General features: G+C 39.1%; 13 protein-coding genes. All 13 read left to right on the top strand.

All coding sequences use genetic code 11. The features are described from left to right. Positions 1-59 precede the first annotated feature (59 nt). The 13 genes from VJ786_RS13955 (at position 60) to bla (ending at position 16,674) form a co-directional block, all read left to right on the top strand. The gene (locus VJ786_RS13955; RefSeq protein WP_336557932.1) at positions 60-1,061 is read left to right on the top strand and encodes a ligase-associated DNA damage response exonuclease; all 1,002 of its coding nucleotides are present in this window, start codon (positions 60-62) and stop codon (positions 1,059-1,061) included. Then, the gene (locus tag VJ786_RS13950; protein ID WP_336557931.1) at positions 1,058-2,638 is read left to right on the top strand and encodes an ATP-dependent DNA ligase; all 1,581 of its coding nucleotides are present in this window, start codon (positions 1,058-1,060) and stop codon (positions 2,636-2,638) included. The genes VJ786_RS13955 and VJ786_RS13950 overlap by 4 nt, the downstream gene beginning before the upstream one ends. A 16-nt stretch (positions 2,639-2,654) precedes the next feature. Further along, the gene (locus VJ786_RS13945; RefSeq protein ID WP_099366715.1) at positions 2,655-2,885 is read left to right on the top strand and encodes a hypothetical protein; all 231 of its coding nucleotides are present in this window, start codon (positions 2,655-2,657) and stop codon (positions 2,883-2,885) included. A 184-nt stretch (positions 2,886-3,069) separates the two neighbouring features. After that, positions 3,070-3,636 carry an RNA polymerase sigma factor gene (locus VJ786_RS13940; protein WP_099366716.1) on the top strand — a complete coding sequence of 189 codons (567 nt, stop codon included), beginning with the start codon at positions 3,070-3,072 and terminating at the stop codon, positions 3,634-3,636. Positions 3,637-3,683: 47 nt separating this feature from the next. Further along, positions 3,684-4,850 (top strand): FecR family protein, encoded by a 1,167-nt coding sequence (locus VJ786_RS13935; RefSeq protein ID WP_336557930.1) that lies wholly within the window; start codon positions 3,684-3,686, stop codon positions 4,848-4,850. A 163-nt stretch (positions 4,851-5,013) separates the two neighbouring features. Next, positions 5,014-8,517, top strand: a complete 3,504-nt coding sequence (locus VJ786_RS13930; protein ID WP_336557929.1) for a TonB-dependent receptor — start codon at positions 5,014-5,016, stop codon at positions 8,515-8,517. 12 nt (positions 8,518-8,529) lie between these two features. Beyond that, positions 8,530-10,299, top strand: a complete 1,770-nt coding sequence (locus VJ786_RS13925; RefSeq protein ID WP_336557928.1) for a RagB/SusD family nutrient uptake outer membrane protein — start codon at positions 8,530-8,532, stop codon at positions 10,297-10,299. 1 nt (position 10,300) lies between these two features. Then, positions 10,301-11,233 carry a sugar phosphate isomerase/epimerase family protein gene (locus tag VJ786_RS13920; protein ID WP_099366720.1) on the top strand — a complete coding sequence of 311 codons (933 nt, stop codon included), beginning with the start codon at positions 10,301-10,303 and terminating at the stop codon, positions 11,231-11,233. A gap of 4 nt (positions 11,234-11,237) precedes the next feature. Next, positions 11,238-12,932, top strand: a complete 1,695-nt coding sequence (locus tag VJ786_RS13915; RefSeq protein ID WP_144038142.1) for a BACON domain-containing protein — start codon at positions 11,238-11,240, stop codon at positions 12,930-12,932. A gap of 1 nt (position 12,933) precedes the next feature. Further along, positions 12,934-14,073: a YdcF family protein gene (locus VJ786_RS13910; RefSeq protein WP_099366722.1), complete on the top strand. Its 1,140-nt coding sequence runs from the start codon at positions 12,934-12,936 to the stop codon at positions 14,071-14,073. A gap of 15 nt (positions 14,074-14,088) precedes the next feature. After that, on the top strand, positions 14,089-14,964 hold the full coding sequence (locus VJ786_RS13905) for a phosphodiester glycosidase family protein (protein WP_099366723.1): 876 nt from the start codon (positions 14,089-14,091) through the stop codon (positions 14,962-14,964). A gap of 151 nt (positions 14,965-15,115) precedes the next feature. Next, a complete protein-coding gene (locus tag VJ786_RS13900) occupies positions 15,116-15,691 on the top strand; it encodes a hypothetical protein (protein ID WP_099366724.1) in 576 nt (191 codons plus the stop codon). Positions 15,692-15,753: 62 nt separating this feature from the next. Beyond that, positions 15,754-16,674 (top strand): class A beta-lactamase, encoded by a 921-nt coding sequence (gene bla, locus VJ786_RS13895; RefSeq protein WP_336557927.1) that lies wholly within the window; start codon positions 15,754-15,756, stop codon positions 16,672-16,674. Positions 16,675-17,075: the final 401 nt, after the last annotated feature.

Genomic DNA, 17,075 nt, shown 5'->3' with positions numbered 1-17,075 from the left:
TTAATAAATTTTAATTTTACGATTTCAAACAATGTCTTTCCAATTTAGGTTCATTACGTATGAGCTTATTGGAATTTCGGAAGGAAGGGATTTATTGTATACCTGGAAGATTTTATATTGATCCTTGGTTGCCCGTCGACCAGGCGCTCATCACGCATGGACATGCCGATCATGCAAGGGCCGGTATGAAACGATATTTATGCCATCACTTCACAGTTCCCATTCTAAAAATCCGTTTAGGGGATAACATACAAGTACAGGGAATTACCTATCAAGAGCGAATTACCATTAATGGGGTGGAAGTATCCTTTCATCCTGCAGGCCATATCATCGGTTCAGCGCAAATCAGAATGCAATATAAAGGCAGGGTGGCCGTCGTTTCTGGCGATTATAAATTACAGAACGATGGAATTTCTACGCCTTTTGAATTGGTTCCGTGCCATGAATTCGTGACGGAAAGTACCTTTAGTTTACCCATATATAATTGGGATTCCGTAGACGAACAAAACAAAGGTCTGCAGAATTGGGTTCAGCAGAATCAGCAAATGGGAAAAACCAGTGTTTTCGTGGGGTACTCGTTGGGAAAGGCGCAACGGATATTAAAAGCGGTCGGCCAGCTTGGGCCGATTTATGTACATCGATCCATTGCTCGTTTGAATCAGGCATTTGAGGAATTGGATATTCCATTACCTCCATATCATATCTTGGATTTTGAAGAGGGGATCAAACATGTAAACCAACAGATTGTAATTGTGCCGCCCTCTCTGGTAGGAACCAATATCATTCGGAAAATACCCAATATGGCCTACGGCATCTGTTCGGGATGGATGGCGGTAAGAGGGGCGAGAAGATGGCGAAGTGCTGATGCCGGTTTTGCTATATCCGATCATGCGGATTGGAACGATTTGATTGAGGTAGTCAAAGGAACCGGTGCAGAACAGGTCTATGTCACCCATGGCCAGACGGCCATTTTTACGAAATATATCAATGAATTAGGGATTGAAGCATCGGAAATAACCACTGCTTTTGGAAAAGATGAAGATGAAACTATAGCCTCATGAAAGAATTCGCTGTCTTGATCAATCAATTGGATAGTACCAATAAAACCAACCAAAAATTGGAAGCGATATCGCTGTTCCTAAAAACAGCAGAAAATGCGGATAAATTATGGTTATTGAATCTTTTTGCTGGGAAAAGACCAAGAAGGATAGTAGGAACTAAATTGCTTCGGGAATGTTTGATCTATAAAACAGGCATATCGGATTGGCTTTTCCAGGAATCATATGCTTCAGTGGGAGATTTAGCAGAAACCATTTCCCTCTTATTGCCACAACCTACGACCTATTTAGATTTTTCGTTGAGTGAATGGATGGAAAAAATCCAAGAGCTGTCTGGGAAATCCGATGAAGAGAAAAAGGAATTTGTACTTTGGGCTTGGGACGGCTTACCACATTTGGAAAGGTTTATTTTCAATAAACTATTGGGCGGAAGCTTTAGAATCGGGGTTTCATCCAAAGGGATGATCAATGCGATTGCGAAAGAATATAATCTTGATGCCAACGCCGTAGCCCATAGTATCATGGGGAAATGGGATTTTGAAGAATTGGATTTCGATACCTTGATTCAAGGAGGCTATTCGGACAGCAACCTCTCCAAACCATATCCATTTTGTCTGGCCTACGCTTTGGAGAATTTGGAATCGACCATACTCCAACCTGAAGAATGGTTTGCTGAATATAAATGGGATGGGATCCGTGGACAGATTATTAAGAGAAAAGGAGAAGTATTCATTTGGTCGCGCGGAGAGGAATTAGTAACAGACCAGTTTCCTGAGATTGTGGAAGAGGTATTAAAGTGGGAGGACGATTTTGTGTTGGATGGAGAAATAATTGCATTTGCAGAAGAGCAGGTCCTCAATTTCACTTTTTTGCAGAAAAGACTGAAAAGGAAAAAGTTAACGGAAAAGTTTATTAAAGAGATTCCAGTCAGCATGTATCTCTATGATATTCTGGAATATAAGGATGTTGATTATAGGCAATTTCCAATGGTTGAGAGACGTAAATTACTAAGGAATTTATATGAAAAGCAAAAAGATTCTGTTTTTATGTTATCACCGCTGTTAGAATTTTCAAGTCTAGAAATATTGGGCAACTTAAGGGAAGCGTCGAGGGAAATGAACAGTGAGGGACTGATGTTGAAGGCAAAGAACTCCATCTACCATACCGGCAGGAAAAAAGGGGATTGGTGGAAATGGAAAGTTGATCCACTCACGATAGATGCTGTATTGATCTATGCCCAAAAAGGAGCAGGAAGAAGGAGTGGCTATTATACCGATTATACGTTTGCGGTCCGGGATGGAGACAATCTGGTAAGTATTGCCAAAGCCTATTCTGGATTAACGGACATGGAAATCCAGGAAGTTAGCCGCTTTGTGAACAAGCATGCAATTGAAAAATTCGGTCCGGTACGTACTGTTAAACCAGAATTGGTTTTTGAAATTGCCTTTGAAGGAATTGGTTGGAGTTCTAGGCATAAATCTGGTGTAGCCTTACGCTTTCCTCGGATACTAAGATGGCGGAAAGATAAAACAGTAACTGATATTGATGAATTGGAAGAAGTAAAAAAAATGATTAAATAATTTAAAATAATATACTATGAGTAATCCTAAAAACAATCCAAAAGTAAATGAAGAGCCTGAAAATGTAGATCCAAATGTGCCACCAAAGCAAGAGTATTTGGATCAATTACAACAGGATGCCATCAATGCAACTATTGATTTTGATCCTACAGAAGGTGAAAAAATCATTAGACAAGGTTTGCAGGCATGGCCAAATCTTATTGATGCTGAATTGCAAAGATTCAAACAGCAATTTCAGAAAAAATAAAGTATTAAAAGCGAAAAGATTTTCGCTTTTAATTTTTACTAAGCATTTAAAACTGTAATTTTAAACCAGAAATCATGATGTGGTTTCTATAACCATATAATCCGGACAAATTCAAATTTAATATACTGTTAATATTAGTTGGCTAAATTTGGATTCATTTACTTATTAAAAGCATTCGATCAACATGACCATACAAAATCAAGTATATATTGATTTGAGGAAAGGCAGTATTCAGGCCTTTCAGGTTGTATTTGATGCTTATTCTGCTAATATTTATAACCTATCTTTCCATATTCTGAAAAATAAGGAACAAGCGGAAGAGGTCGTCCAAGAAACTTTTTTGAAGGTCTGGATGCATCGGGAAGAGTTGGATGATGCCAAGGATTTATGGCCATATATCTATGTGATCGCTAAGAGAATCTGTTATAACCAATTGAGATCCATGAAATATGATCTGTTAGCCCAGCAGGAATTGATAAAAAATATGGCTGTTTTGGCTGAGGATTCTGCTCATCAACTTTCCGAAATCAATAAAATTCTTCAAGAATCTGTGAATCAATTACCTGAACGCCAAAAACAGGTATGGATCATGAGTAGAGAAGAAGGCAAATCGCATAAAGAAATTGCAGATGAATTAGGTATTTCCCCAAATACGGTTAAGAATACGATTGTCCAAACCTTAAAAACCCTTCGTCACACCTTTAAGAAGGCGGATTATCTGTATTTTTTTATTTTTTTGTTTTTCTTATAGTCCTATCCGCTCCTTCGTGTGTACATAGTATAGTTAATACTTAAATTGTGCATAAGAATCGTTTCGAAGAATTAAATCAAAAATTTTTAAATAATATTATTTCCGAGGAGGAACTTCAGGAATATCTTCAGCTATTGGAAGAACATGAAGATCTATTCTACCAATCCTTGGATAGCGTTCAACCTATTGACAAGCATCATGAATTTGATCAACAGCAGGTTTATAAAAATTTGTTGAATCAAGTTGAACTACAATCTTCCCCTAAAACCAAGCGTCTAAACTATAAATGGATTTCCATAGCTGCTACTTTATTGATTGCATCAGGTATAGGCTTTTATCTATACAGCCTTAAAGATAAATCCTTAACTCATAAAGATATAAATGTATTAGCTAATGTTGAAAGTAAGGAGGTCTCTAACCCTTTACATGAAAGTGCGGCTATATTATTGGCTGATGGGACCGAAGTAGCATTGGAGGATGTATCAGAAAAAGGAATGGAGCATGATGGGGTGGAGCTTTCCAAAACAGCAGATGATATGATCAAAGTATCGTTCAGCAAGAGTTTAGCACAAGCCAACAAAGCCTTTCACGAATTCAGAACAGCAAAAGGTACCAGCTATAATCTTCAACTTCCTGATGGCTCCAAAGTTTTCCTAAACTCAGGTTCAGTTTTTAAAATAAGTGCTGAATTTAACGAAGAAAACAGGAACAGTGAGCTTTCCGGAGAGGCCTTCTTTGAAGTGGCCCATAATCCTGAAAAACCTTTTTTGGTGAAGACGAAAGATTATCAAGTTAAAGTATTAGGAACCCAATTCAATGTGAAAAGTTATCCTACCGCCAAACAATCAAAAACCAGTCTTTTAAAAGGGAGTGTACAAGTGAATTCATCGAAGGCAGCGTTGATGTTAAAACCTGGCGAACAAGCAAATGGACAAGCTGGAAATGGGATGAAAAAAGTGAGAGCAAACTTTCGCGAAGTCCTTGCCTGGCGCGATGGGTATTTTAGGTTTCAGAATGCCAGTGTAAGAGAAATCATGAACGACATTATTAATTGGTACGACATCAAAGAGGTTGTTTATGAATTTAACAGTGAGGAACATTTTACAGGTTCTATTGTGCGCAGCCGCAGTTTACACGATGTGCTTCATGGAATGGAAAAGATATCGAACCTAAAATTTGAAATTAGAGAAAGGAGGGTGTTCGTAAGAAAGTAGTTGTGAAAGAGAAAGATACGGAAGGGCGGCCACCCTCCCGTGTTTTGCATGGATAAAATCCTTATTAGCAGTAAATTATTTACCCAATACTAATCAAATGTATTATTTTTTTACTAGAAATCCCTATTCGACAAAAATAGGACTAAACAAACTTTTGTTAATTATGAAACTGGTTTCGTTGTTGTTACTTGGAACCATGCTACATGTGAGTGCTTCGACCTTCGGACAGAAGATCAGCATCCGTGCCAAGCAAGCAACCTTACAGGACATTTTACAGGATATTCAAAATCAAACGAATTACGATTTTCTTTATAGCAATAACCAAGTCAGCATCCTGAAAAGGATGGACGTTTTTGTGGAAAATAAAGATGTAAAGGAGGTCTTAAAGAAGGTGTTGACACCAAATGGACTGGTATTTTTCGTGGAAAACAACATGGTACTTATTAAATCACGTACCGAGTTGAGCAATAATCCAGAATCGATTCAACGAGTTATCGAAGGCTATGTCAAGGATGAACAGGGCCAACCCATTACTGGGGCATCGGTATCTTTATTGAACAGCAACCTGGCAACAGCCACCGATGATAAGGGTTATTTCCGATTAAGCAGTCCAACTGCATCTGCAACTGTGGTTATCACTGCGATGGGTTATGAAAGCCAGACCATCGAAGTTTCCGGAACTTCGGCCATCAATATTGTGTTAAAGGAATCCGTTAGTGGTTTAGATGAGGTCGTTGTAGTTGGTTATGGTATCCAAAAGAAAGCAAACTTAACAGGAGCAGTCTCTCAGATCAATGCCGAGGATATTGCCCTACGTCCTGAAGCTAATATTGCAACTACCCTACAAGGTTTAATGCCTGGTTTGAACATACAGATGAATAATGGTGATCCATCTACGACACCTGACATCAATGTTCGTGGATTTAACTCCATCAATGGTGGAAATCCATTGGTTTTAATCGATGGAATTGAAGGGAATATCACCCGCGTAAATCCGAACGATATCGAGAGTGTTACGGTTCTTAAAGATGCCTCTTCTGCCTCTATTTATGGAGCTCGTGGCGCATTTGGGGTTATTTTGATCACTACCAAAACCGGAAAGGCAGGAACAACTTCTGTGACCTATACCAATAACTTTGGATGGACTTCACCAACTGCACGAACAGATTATATTTCCGATCCCTATGTTTATGGAAAGACGGTAGATGCTGCCCTATTTGGCTACAACGGTTCTTCCTATACCAATTACAATGAAATGGATTGGGAGACGATCAAAATGGTGGCGAATGGAGAAATTGAACCTTTCCATGAACTACAGGCCGATGGATCCTATAAATTCTTCCATAAATCCAATTGGTGGGATCACATGTTCAAAAAACAGCAGGCCTCTAGCTTCCATAATATTGCCATTTCTGGCGGTACAGAAAAACTGAAAGGCTATCTTTCTGGTCGGATTTTCGAACGAGAAAGCATCAATAACATAAATAACGATGCCAATATGGATCGCCAGAACCTAAAGGCGAACTTAGTATTTACGCCAAACTCTTGGTTGGAAATCTCCAATAATATCCAATTCATCAATGAAAAGGACAAGGACTATGGTGGGTATTCCAATGGTTTTGGAGGTTTATGGAGCACGACTACTTGGTATAACCTAATGGCTTTTTATCCGATCATGGTGGATGGTGTTCCGACCGATATTGGTACAGGTACTGGTGGACAAGGGGGGAATGCCGGACTACATTCTGGTAAGACCTGGCGATTGTTCAATAATGAGGAGTTTACCAATACCTTTCGAGTGGTTGCTAAACCTTTGGAAGGCCTACAGATCAACTTCGATTATAGCAATAGGATTGAAAACACAGCGCGTAGTTTCCGCTTAAATCCATTTAATTATTTAGCTGGAAACAGATTGGATTTCCGTACGGTAGGATTGAATCGATTAACGGAATATAGATGGAAAGACAAGTACAACGCACTCAACTTATTTGCCACCTATAATAAGACTTTTGCGGAAAAACATAACCTGAAATTGTTGGCTGGTTTTAATCAGGAGCAATTCGACCGTGACCGTGTGGCCACTACAGCTGATGATCTGTTGATCGAAGACTTATCCAACTTATCCTTAGCAACCGTGATGAACAATATTTCTGGTTCGGCTACAAATTGGGCTATACAAGGATATTTTGGCCGTTTGAACTATGATTTCGATAATAAATATTTACTGGAAGTCAATGCGCGATATGATGGTTCCTCCCGTTTTCCTTCGGATAGTCGTTGGGGATTATTTCCTTCGGTATCTGTAGGTTGGCAAGTGGACAGGGAGTCGTTCTGGGAGCCTGTTCGACCTTATGTATCCTCCTTAAAATTCAGAAGTTCTTATGGTATGTTAGGAAACCAAACGGTTGATGTAAATACCTTCAAAGAATTGATGAATGTAGGAACTTCGGAATGGTTAAACAACGGCGAACGCTTGATTTTTGCTTCTGTACCAGGGCCATTACCTAACGTGGTGACTTGGGAGACAACAAAGAGCTTTAACATTGGAGCCGACTTAGGTTTCCTGAACAATAAATTATTGCTGAACTTGGATTGGTACCGGAAAAATGTGGAAGGCATGTATCTTCCAGGAGAACCATTACCGGCAGTTTTTGGAGCCAATGAGCCTAAGGAAAATTATGCTTCCTTGCGCAATGATGGTTATGAAATAGCTGTTACTTATCAAGATAAATTTGATTTAGCAGGAAGTCCATTGCAGTTTAATGTGACCGCCAATGTAAGTAATTTCAAAGGCATCATAACCCGATACAATAACCCGAATGGTTTATTGAGCTCTTACAATGAGGGTGAGCGTTTGGGTGATATCTGGGGTTACCGTATTGCTGGTCAATTCCAAACGGATGAAGAAGCATTAGCTTACCAAAATTCATTTACAAACCCAGGAAACAGCCTGTCGCAAGTTTATAATGATATCCTGAATGTAATGCAGAATAGCGAATGGAATCATTTACGTGCTGGGGATATCAAATACCTTGACCTTAATGGTGATGGAAAAATCAATAAAGGTCAGAATACACTTGCTGACCATGGTGATTTGGAACGCATCGGGAATTCCATGCCTAAATTTCCATTTGGATTGAATTTAGGTATGCGCTGGAAAAGTATCGATATGGGAGTAGCCTTAGCAGGAGTAGGCAGTCAGGACTGGTATCCAACCGGAGACCTGTACTGGGGACCTTATCAACGTCCATACCTTTCCTTTATCCGTAAGGATCTGGTAGATAATGCTTGGCGCCCTGATAAAACCGAGAACACCTATCCACAGATCTATCGTGGTTATTCATCCCTGCAGTCTGGCCGATCATTATATGAATTGAACGATTATTATTTAACGAATGTTGGTTTTTTAAGGGTTAAAAACCTGAGTTTGGGATATACTTTCCCACAAGCTTGGACTCAAAAAGCAAAAGTGGACAAATTTAGGGTCTTCTTTAGCGGTGAAAACTTATTTACCTGGAGTTTCGGCGGTTTGACCAAATACTTGGATCCAGAGCAAGCAGGTTCTACGGTGGATTATTCTTCGCCGGCAACGGCAGATGACCGTGGTGATCTTCGTTCCTATCCGATGGGAAAAACGGTTTCTTTTGGTGTCATGTTAACCCTTTAAGCTGAAAACATCATGAAAAAAATGACGATAAAATATTATATATATGCTGCTGCAAGTGTTTTCTTGCTGGGATCCTGTAATAAGGATTTCCTTGAGCGGCCATCTGAGGATCAGGTAGAAGCCCCATATTTCTTCAATACGCCCAAAGACCTGGAAGTGGCGACCAATGATTTTTATACCATGTTGGCAACGACATCCGTTTATGCGGAAGATGCCAATTCGGACAACTTAATGCCTTTGAACCCTGCTGATAAAATAAAAGGGAATAGGATCGTTCCGGTTGCCAGTGGGAGTGGTGGTTGGTCCTGGGGGAATCTTCGTAAGATAAATTATTTTTTGGAGAACTTTCATAAAGTAGCCGATGAGGATGCCAAAGCTAGGTATGCTGGGATTGCCCGCTTTTTTAGAGCCTACTTTTATTACGACAAAGTGAAGACCTTTGGTGATGTGCCTTGGTACGGAAAAGTCTTATCGGCAAAAGATCCAGATCTTTTCAAAGGAAGGGATTCCCGTTTTTTGGTCATGGACTCCATCATGGCAGATTTGGACTATGCTATTGAGCATATTCCCGCAGAGAAACAGGTAAATTTAGTAACCAAGTATACCGCGATGTTATTGAAATCACGGGTTGCTTTATTTGAAGGGACCTTCCGGAAATATCATAAACTGGAAGGTGCTGATAAATTCCTGAACGAAGCGGTTGAAGCCTCCCAGATGCTGATCAATTCAGCGGCTTATACCTTATATTCGGATGGAGGTGCAGCCTCAGCCTACCGAAATCTATTTGCCCGCGATAAACAGGATGCCATAGAAACCATCTTGGCCGTCGATTATGAATTGGGCCTTAAGGTGCATAGTACAGCTTATAATTTTACATCTGCAACTTCAGGCTCTTATGGATTGATGAAGGATGTGGTGAATAGCTACCTGATGAATGATGGTTCCCGTTTTACAGATAAGGCCAATTATCAGACCTATTCCTATTTTCAGGAGATGCAGAACAGAGATCCAAGGTTGACACAGACGACCGCAGGCCCAGATTTTAGGGTAAATGGGGAATCTAAGAACGAACCAGTAACCTTGAATATTACGACTACAGGTTACCGCTTGATCAAAGCACTTCCCAATAGAGCCCAATGGGCAACCGGAGCCTCTGTATTTGATATCATCATCTTCCGTTTTGCGGAAGCATTATTGGTCAATGCAGAAGCGAAAGCAGAACTTGGAACATTAACCCAAGCGGATTTGGACAATACCATAAATAGATTAAGAGCTAGGGTGGGCATGCCTAATTTGAATTTGGCTCAAGCAAACGCTAATCCCGATCCTTATTTGGCTGAAATGTATCCGAATGTAGAAAATACAGCCAACAAAGGGGTTATTCTTGAAATCAGAAGAGAAAGAAGGATAGAATTGTTCAATGAAGGTTTGCGTTGGGATGATTTGATGCGTTGGAAGGAAGGTAAAAAAGTAACCAAGCCAATGGTCGGAGTTTATTTCTCCGGATTAGGAAGCCATGATTTTACAGGCGATGCAGTTCCAGATGTGTTTTTGCACACAGGAAGTACTTCGGGTGCTCCATCATCCATCACGTCCTTTATCAATGTGAACCAAAGAACTTTAAGGAATCCATTGACCGGACAACAGAATTCGACATCCGGAAATTTAGATCCATTCCCACAAGGAGGACTTTTCGATGAAGAAAGGGATTACTTTGCGCCATTGCCTTCAGAGGATTTGATTTTGAATAAAAACCTAGTGCAAAACCCAGGATGGAAGTAATATGAAAAAGATAAGCTATTTATTCGTTTTATTTCTTGGTCTTTCTGTCTTTTTTGGCAAGGTAGAAGCTAAAACTCCCAAATTTCCAATTGGTTATGCCTTGGATTTCCAAAAAATCACTGATGAAAAGATGCAGTACATCAAGAGTTTGGGAATCAATTACATTGAACTTGCAGGGATTGGAGCCATGTTGGATAAAAACCTACAATCTACTGAAGTGGCAAGCTCTTGGGCAAGTAGAATGAAGGAGGTGGCGGCTATCCTGAAACGAAACAAGGTAAAGGTCTGGTCTATCCACATGCCCTTCAGTGTGCATTTAGACATTTCCCGATTAGATGAAGAAGGTAGATTACGGGTTATGGAAGCGCAAAAGAATGTACTACAGGTTTTAAAACCTGTAAAGGCAGAGATTATCCTATTCCATCCTTCCTTTTATTTGGGACTGAATGAACGTAGCGAACGAAAAGCCCAACTTCAGAAATCAGTAGTTTACTTAAATAAAGAAGTAAAAGCTATCCGTTCAAACATGGTGGTAGAGAACATGTTGGGTCCTTCATTAACTGTCAATGGAAGAGAACGTCCTTTGATGCGTACCGTGGAGGAATGTTTGGAGATTTTTCAAGGCTTTCCCAAAGATGTAGGCTTAGCAGTTGATTTTTGTCATATTGCTGAACCTCAACATTTATTGGCAGCCTTTGGATCTCGGGTAAAGACCTTGCATGTTTCAAATGGTGACGGCACAGCAGAACACCATTATTTACCTTGTGATAACAGAGGGAAAAATGACTGGAACAGCATTTTTGCCACCCTGGAAAAGATCAAGTATAAAGGAGTGTATATGCACGAATGCAAATACAATGATGAAAAGGAAATTGTGGATTGCTACCAGCACCTTTGGGATGCTTATCAAACGAGTTTAACTATTAAAAAGTGATATAATGAAAAGTATATATAGCCATTTGCTGATTATGATGGTTCTTTTCGGATTTTCTGCCTGTAAAAAGGATAAGGAATCTTTTGAAGAGAAATTAATGGCAGGCACGGAATTGATGGAGGTAGGAAGTAAAACAGGAAAATACCAATTTGATGTTCTTTCTAACGCAAATATGATGTTGGAATCGGATGTGGCTTGGATTGTATTGGATACGACCGAACTAGAAAAAGGAAAACGTAAGGTTGTTTTCGAGGTTCAAGCCAATGAGGATGATGAACGATCGGGAATTATTACGGTTCGTATCAACAATGAGCTTTCTAAACAGGTATTGGTAAGCCAAGAATCTGGAAAAGTGCCGGTCTTCTTTGTTAGTCCTACAGGAACTGGAGATGGATCTTCTTGGGAAAGTCCTTCCACTTTCCATGCGGCCATGGAAAAGGCCACCACAGGCAGTACGATTTATATGATGGAAGGTACGTATATGCCGGCAAAAACCATTCGTAATGGAGAGTCCGCAGAAGAGTCAGATAAAACGTTTGAAATCAATAAGAATATCAGCGTGATCGGAGGCTTTTCAAAAGACGCCAGTATTGGTGCAAAACCTAATGCTGCGATGTACAAAACGATTCTGGATGGACGATTTGCAAGTGGAAAACAAGCATTCCATACTGTTACGGTGACTGCTGCTAAAGAAGCAGGTTCACAGGTTTATATCGAAGGTTTGGTGATAACTGGAGGAAATGCGACGGATAGAAGTACCAATATTTCCATAAACGGACTTAATTTTAGTCGTGGACAAGGGGGAGGAATGGCCATTGGTGGTTCACAGGTACATTTGAAAAATGTAGAAATCATCGAGAACAAAGCAACCGCTGATAAAGGAACCGTTGGTTTTGCTGCTGGTATGTATGCTTTTGGTTCTGCAAATGTTATCATGGAAAATTCTAAGGTAAACAATAACACGAATGCAGGTAATAATGGTGGTGGTGTATGGATGCATACGTCAAATCTAACAGCCTATCATTCTCAATTCAACGAGAATTCAGCTAGAGGTACCGCTGGTGGCGTGCATGGCTATCCAAATGCCAAAATTATTCTTTATAACTCCGAAGTGAGTCAAAACAGTAATACTTCTTACGGAGCTGGATTATACCTTCGGGAAAAATCTACCGGCATCTTAGTGAACTGTTTATTGGTGGGAAATAAGAGTACTTCAAAGAATGGTGGTGGAGCAGTGATGCTCTATGATGATTGTAAAATAGATATCATCAGCTCAACTATTTCGGGAAATGAAATTCCTGGGCCGGGTGCTGGCGTATATCGTAGATCAAAAGTGAATAACTTAACCATTATCAATTCCATTATTTCCGGAAATAAACAGGATGCAAACTCTACTGATGTTGATGCGTATACTGATAATGCAGGAATTATCCCAGTGATCAAAAGTTCTGCCATTGCCGGTCAGGTATATAGCGAAGGTGGTTCAGTGGCCTCAGGACTTTCATTTAATCCGGCAACCATGCTTAGTGCCCAATATTTACCAATAGGTGCTAATAATCCTGCTTTAACACATGGTTTAAATGCCAGTTCTTTAATAACTATAGGACAAACATATAGCCCGGTATTGGAAGAGCATATCAAAGCCGATAAAAATGGAAATGAACGTACCGATAAAATCATGGGGGCTCTAATAAAATAACATGAAAAAAATTGCTATAAGCATACTTCTGAGTATAATCAGCCTAACTACCGTTTTCTGTCATTCCAAGACCATCATGTTGGTCTTGGGATCGGCAGATCCTAAAGTATTGGATGAACGGATACAGATTGCTTTGAGATTATATAAGATCCAATCCTTCGACGACATTATTGTTTCTGGCGGCTGTGCCGCGCATGGATCGAGTATTTGTGAGGCAAGTAGGATGTATGATCAGATGACAGCAAGCGGAATCCCTGCTGAAAAAATCCACAAAGAGGAAAATGCAAAGACAACGGTTCAGAATTATATTTTCAGTAGGATGTTGAAAAATGCATCAGGTGAAAAAATTATGCAGCCGGGGGATACGGTTTTTGTGGTGTCTAATCATTGGCATGCCATATCGGTTGCCGCACGTTTACAAAAATATGATGGGGTAGTAGCCCGATTCTTTATTGAAGGATCTCAACAACCCAAGGAATCCGATAAACTAGACTATGTCAATATTTTTAATGGCGAAATCGATAATGATAAATTTATTGCCAAAGGCACGTGGTTAACCCCTGACGCGGTATGGTCAGTTAAAGATTCTATTTATTATCTAATGGGTAATCTGCTCTATGTCAGTAATCCAGAGAACACTTCCTATACTGTTGAAAAATTAAGTTCAGATAGGGAATTAGTAAAAGGTCTAGATCTGGAACAGGACTTACATTTTATTGATGACGGGAAGCAATGGTTGATATGGGATGGAGCTAAGTTTCTGCCAATGGATAAAATTTCTGGAAAACAGCGTGCTCCGTTAGCTTGGCATGAGCTGTTGAGGAATGCCCCGGAATCATGGAAACATTCCATGAAGACTGGATTTATCCAAGATGGGACTTTATACCTCTTTTCAGATTCCAAATTGCTTATTGCCAAGAAAAAAGGAAAATACTTTGATGTGGAAACTGAAACGTCGGCAGATCAGTATTTTAAAAACTGGCCTTTTGGATGGGGAAAAGGGAATGTTAATGCTGCTTCTATGGACCAAGAGACCAATGAAATTCAGCTTTATAGAAATATGGAAGTCTTAACCCTTGACCTTAAACAAAGGACCGTAAAACAGGTGAAGCCCTTGCGCTTAAAATGGGTGAATTACTAATAAAACAACCAATACATGAAAAAACTAAATTTAATATACTACTTCATCTTCCTTTTAATCTTCACTTCATGTGAAAAGAATGATGGAACCCAATTACCATACGATTATTCGCAGGAAGAAACCCTAGGTCTTCAGGAAACATTAGAGAAAGCCGATTGGAAAACCAAGCAGGTGGCTGAAGGGATAATGTGGAAACATGTTCAATTTTCGCAGATTTTTGAATCTAAGCAATATATCAATATGTTCGAAATCGATTTGACGAAAGGCTTTGACATTGAAATTCCCTATGTAAAAACAGGCTTTTTGAAAACGAGTGACGCAGCCACTAGAGCGAATGCATTAGTTGCGTTTAATGGTTCTTATTTCAATACCAGTGTTGGTGGATCAACGGTATTCTTCAAATACGATAATGTAGTACAAAATCAAACCGTAAATGGTTTTAATCCTTATCGGGAAAACGGAGCAATGGTTATTGATGCCTCTGGAAAACCTAAGATCATTTTAAAACCAAGTTCTGGATGGACTTCTGTGGCAGAACCTATCGCATTGGCTGGAGGACCTCTTTTGATTCAGAATGGGGAAGAACTATCACAATTGAATGTAGATTTCAATACGGCTAGACATCCTCGTACGGCCGTAGGGATTACCGCAGATCAAAAAATGATTGTGGTAGTTGTAGATGGTCGTTCTTCTCAATCCCAGGGCTTGACTATTCCGCAATTGTCTTCTCTTATGAAGGCATTAGGCTGTGTTTCTGCTGTTAATTATGATGGTGGTGGATCCAGCACGGCATGGGTTAAAGGCGAAGGAGTCGTTAATTTTCCATCGGATAACGGAAAATTTGATCATGAGGGTGAACGTGCTGTGGCTACGGTATTTACGGTAAAATAAACACTTCAATTTCTTTAGAATGAAAGGTTTTGACCTTCAATATTTAAAAGGCGCAAGTTTACATTTGCGCCTTTTCATATTTTATAAACCTAAATGGTTGATTATTTGTATATTAATTAGATGTAAGTGATGTATACCAAAAAATAAACCCATGAAAAAAATGACCTATTTCTTGTTCATACTTTTTGGACCTTTGGTTTCAAGTTGCGAATATGGAGCATCCACAGAAGAAACCAAAAAATATGATACCTTGGTGGATATTTTTCAAAAGTCCGAAAATCTGCTTATTCAATATCGGAAAATGAAGGCAGAAGGAGGGAAAGACAGCCTTAATTTACAAAATTATACTTATGAAACTTTTAAAAGTGAATCTCCAGAATTATTGAATAATACCCAGAAATACAAAGAAGGTTTATGGAGATTGCTTATTGATGATGATATTCAAAAAGATGCTTACACCAATGAAGATATTGCTTTGCTTCTGTTTAATTTGGGTAGTAAAGACTTTTTAGAATCCAAAGAAAAGGTATTTACATATTATAAGGAAGATAAGGTTGATTTTGGTCTTTTGAAACGGATGTTGATGCCTAATGGTAGGATCAAAGGATTTAAAGATGATTCGGATATCATGCAGGAAACGGAAAAATTTAATCAAAAGGTTTCGAGGCATTTGGCTAAGGGTAATCAGGAAGAGCGGGAATTAGCCGAATTTTTATCCAATAGATAATAATAACTGGGGCTAATCGTTAGTTTTGTGATATGCTATTTACCATTGAAAACTAACAATATATGTATAAATCTATTCTTTCTCTTTCATTACTAGGATTATTAAGTATTTCCCAAGCATTTTCTCAAAATTCCTTTGTTTCTTCTCCGAAATTAGCGAAGCTACAACCTAAGATTGATAGTATTCTGTCGAAATATGATGCAAAAGTAGGTGTAGCTATTCATAACCATGATCTCTCGGATAGTTTGATTGTCAATGGTGATCATCACTATCCTTTACAGAGTGTATATAAATTTCATTTAGGGATAGTTATTTTGGATCAAGTGGATAAGGGAAAGCTGAAAATGAAAGATCCTTTGGTCTTTAGTAAGGAAACGATGAATTCGGAGCTGTATAGCCCGATTAAGGATGCACATCCTAATGGGGTTACTATGCCATTGGATGAGGTTTTGTTTCATACCATTGCAGAAAGTGATAATATTGGTTGTGATGCGATGTTTGACTTATTAGGAGGGCCAAAAGTAGTGGATACTTATTTTAAAAAGCTTGGATTTAAAGATCAGAACATAGGTTATACAGAAAGAGTGCAACAGGCAAAGTGGGATATTCAATTTGAAAACTGGACCACTGTTTCTGCGGGTAATCATATCATGCATGCTTTTTATACCAATGATGATCAATTACTTTCTAAAAAATCTTATGATTTTCTTTGGGATAATATGAGAAAGACCACAACTGGACCTAATAGGATAAAAGGTTTGTTGCCAAAAGGGACAATCGTTGCGCATAAGACGGGTACTTCGGGAAGGAATAGGCAGACTGGGGTGACAGCAGCGATAAATGATATTGGTGTTGTTTCGCTTCCGGATGGTAAGGTTTTTTACATTAGTGTTTATGTAACGGATTCGAATGAAGTGGGGGAACCTAATGAAAGGGTTGTGGCGGAGGTTTCTAAGGCTGCTTATGATGCCTTTGTGGAATAAAGTTGTTGGATGAGATCGTAGAATAAAGTTATTGAATAAGATTTTTGAATAAGATTTTTGAATTAAATTTTTGAATGAGATTGTTAGCCTGGATGAAGGCTTTTGCAGTCGAATTTCAAGTGAGTTTTAAGTGAGGTGTAAGTGAGTTGTAAGTGACTTTATGCACTTACAACTCACTTACACCTCACTTAGAATATGCTTACACCGTGTATTTATTTTGAAGCTAATAGGAGCATAGGCATTTAACAACAATACCCGTCATTGCGAGGAACGAAGCAATCTTTGAACTCTGTCATCCTGAGAATTAAAAATTTGAACTAAATTTATCGGAAGGTGATGACATTTAGTAACTTAGTTCATTGACCATTCTGCAGTTTGACCGGACTATCGTATAGTGCATC

The sequence above is a fragment of the Sphingobacterium tenebrionis genome, assembly GCF_037126265.1.
Lineage (GTDB): Bacteria > Bacteroidota > Bacteroidia > Sphingobacteriales > Sphingobacteriaceae > Sphingobacterium > Sphingobacterium tenebrionis.
This window is presented reverse-complemented; position numbering and strand designations above follow the sequence as displayed.

Coding starts and splice junctions, on each gene's coding strand:
- VJ786_RS13955 (WP_336557932.1), top strand. CDS start 60: ATGAGCTTATTGGAATTTCGGAAGGAAGGGATTTATTGTATACCTGGA.
- VJ786_RS13950 (WP_336557931.1), top strand. CDS start 1,058: ATGAAAGAATTCGCTGTCTTGATCAATCAATTGGATAGTACCAATAAA.
- VJ786_RS13945 (WP_099366715.1), top strand. CDS start 2,655: ATGAGTAATCCTAAAAACAATCCAAAAGTAAATGAAGAGCCTGAAAAT.
- VJ786_RS13940 (WP_099366716.1), top strand. CDS start 3,070: ATGACCATACAAAATCAAGTATATATTGATTTGAGGAAAGGCAGTATT.
- VJ786_RS13930 (WP_336557929.1), top strand. CDS start 5,014: ATGAAACTGGTTTCGTTGTTGTTACTTGGAACCATGCTACATGTGAGT.
- VJ786_RS13925 (WP_336557928.1), top strand. CDS start 8,530: ATGAAAAAAATGACGATAAAATATTATATATATGCTGCTGCAAGTGTT.
- VJ786_RS13920 (WP_099366720.1), top strand. CDS start 10,301: ATGAAAAAGATAAGCTATTTATTCGTTTTATTTCTTGGTCTTTCTGTC.
- VJ786_RS13915 (WP_144038142.1), top strand. CDS start 11,238: ATGAAAAGTATATATAGCCATTTGCTGATTATGATGGTTCTTTTCGGA.
- VJ786_RS13910 (WP_099366722.1), top strand. CDS start 12,934: ATGAAAAAAATTGCTATAAGCATACTTCTGAGTATAATCAGCCTAACT.
- VJ786_RS13905 (WP_099366723.1), top strand. CDS start 14,089: ATGAAAAAACTAAATTTAATATACTACTTCATCTTCCTTTTAATCTTC.
- VJ786_RS13900 (WP_099366724.1), top strand. CDS start 15,116: ATGAAAAAAATGACCTATTTCTTGTTCATACTTTTTGGACCTTTGGTT.
- bla (WP_336557927.1), top strand. CDS start 15,754: ATGTATAAATCTATTCTTTCTCTTTCATTACTAGGATTATTAAGTATT.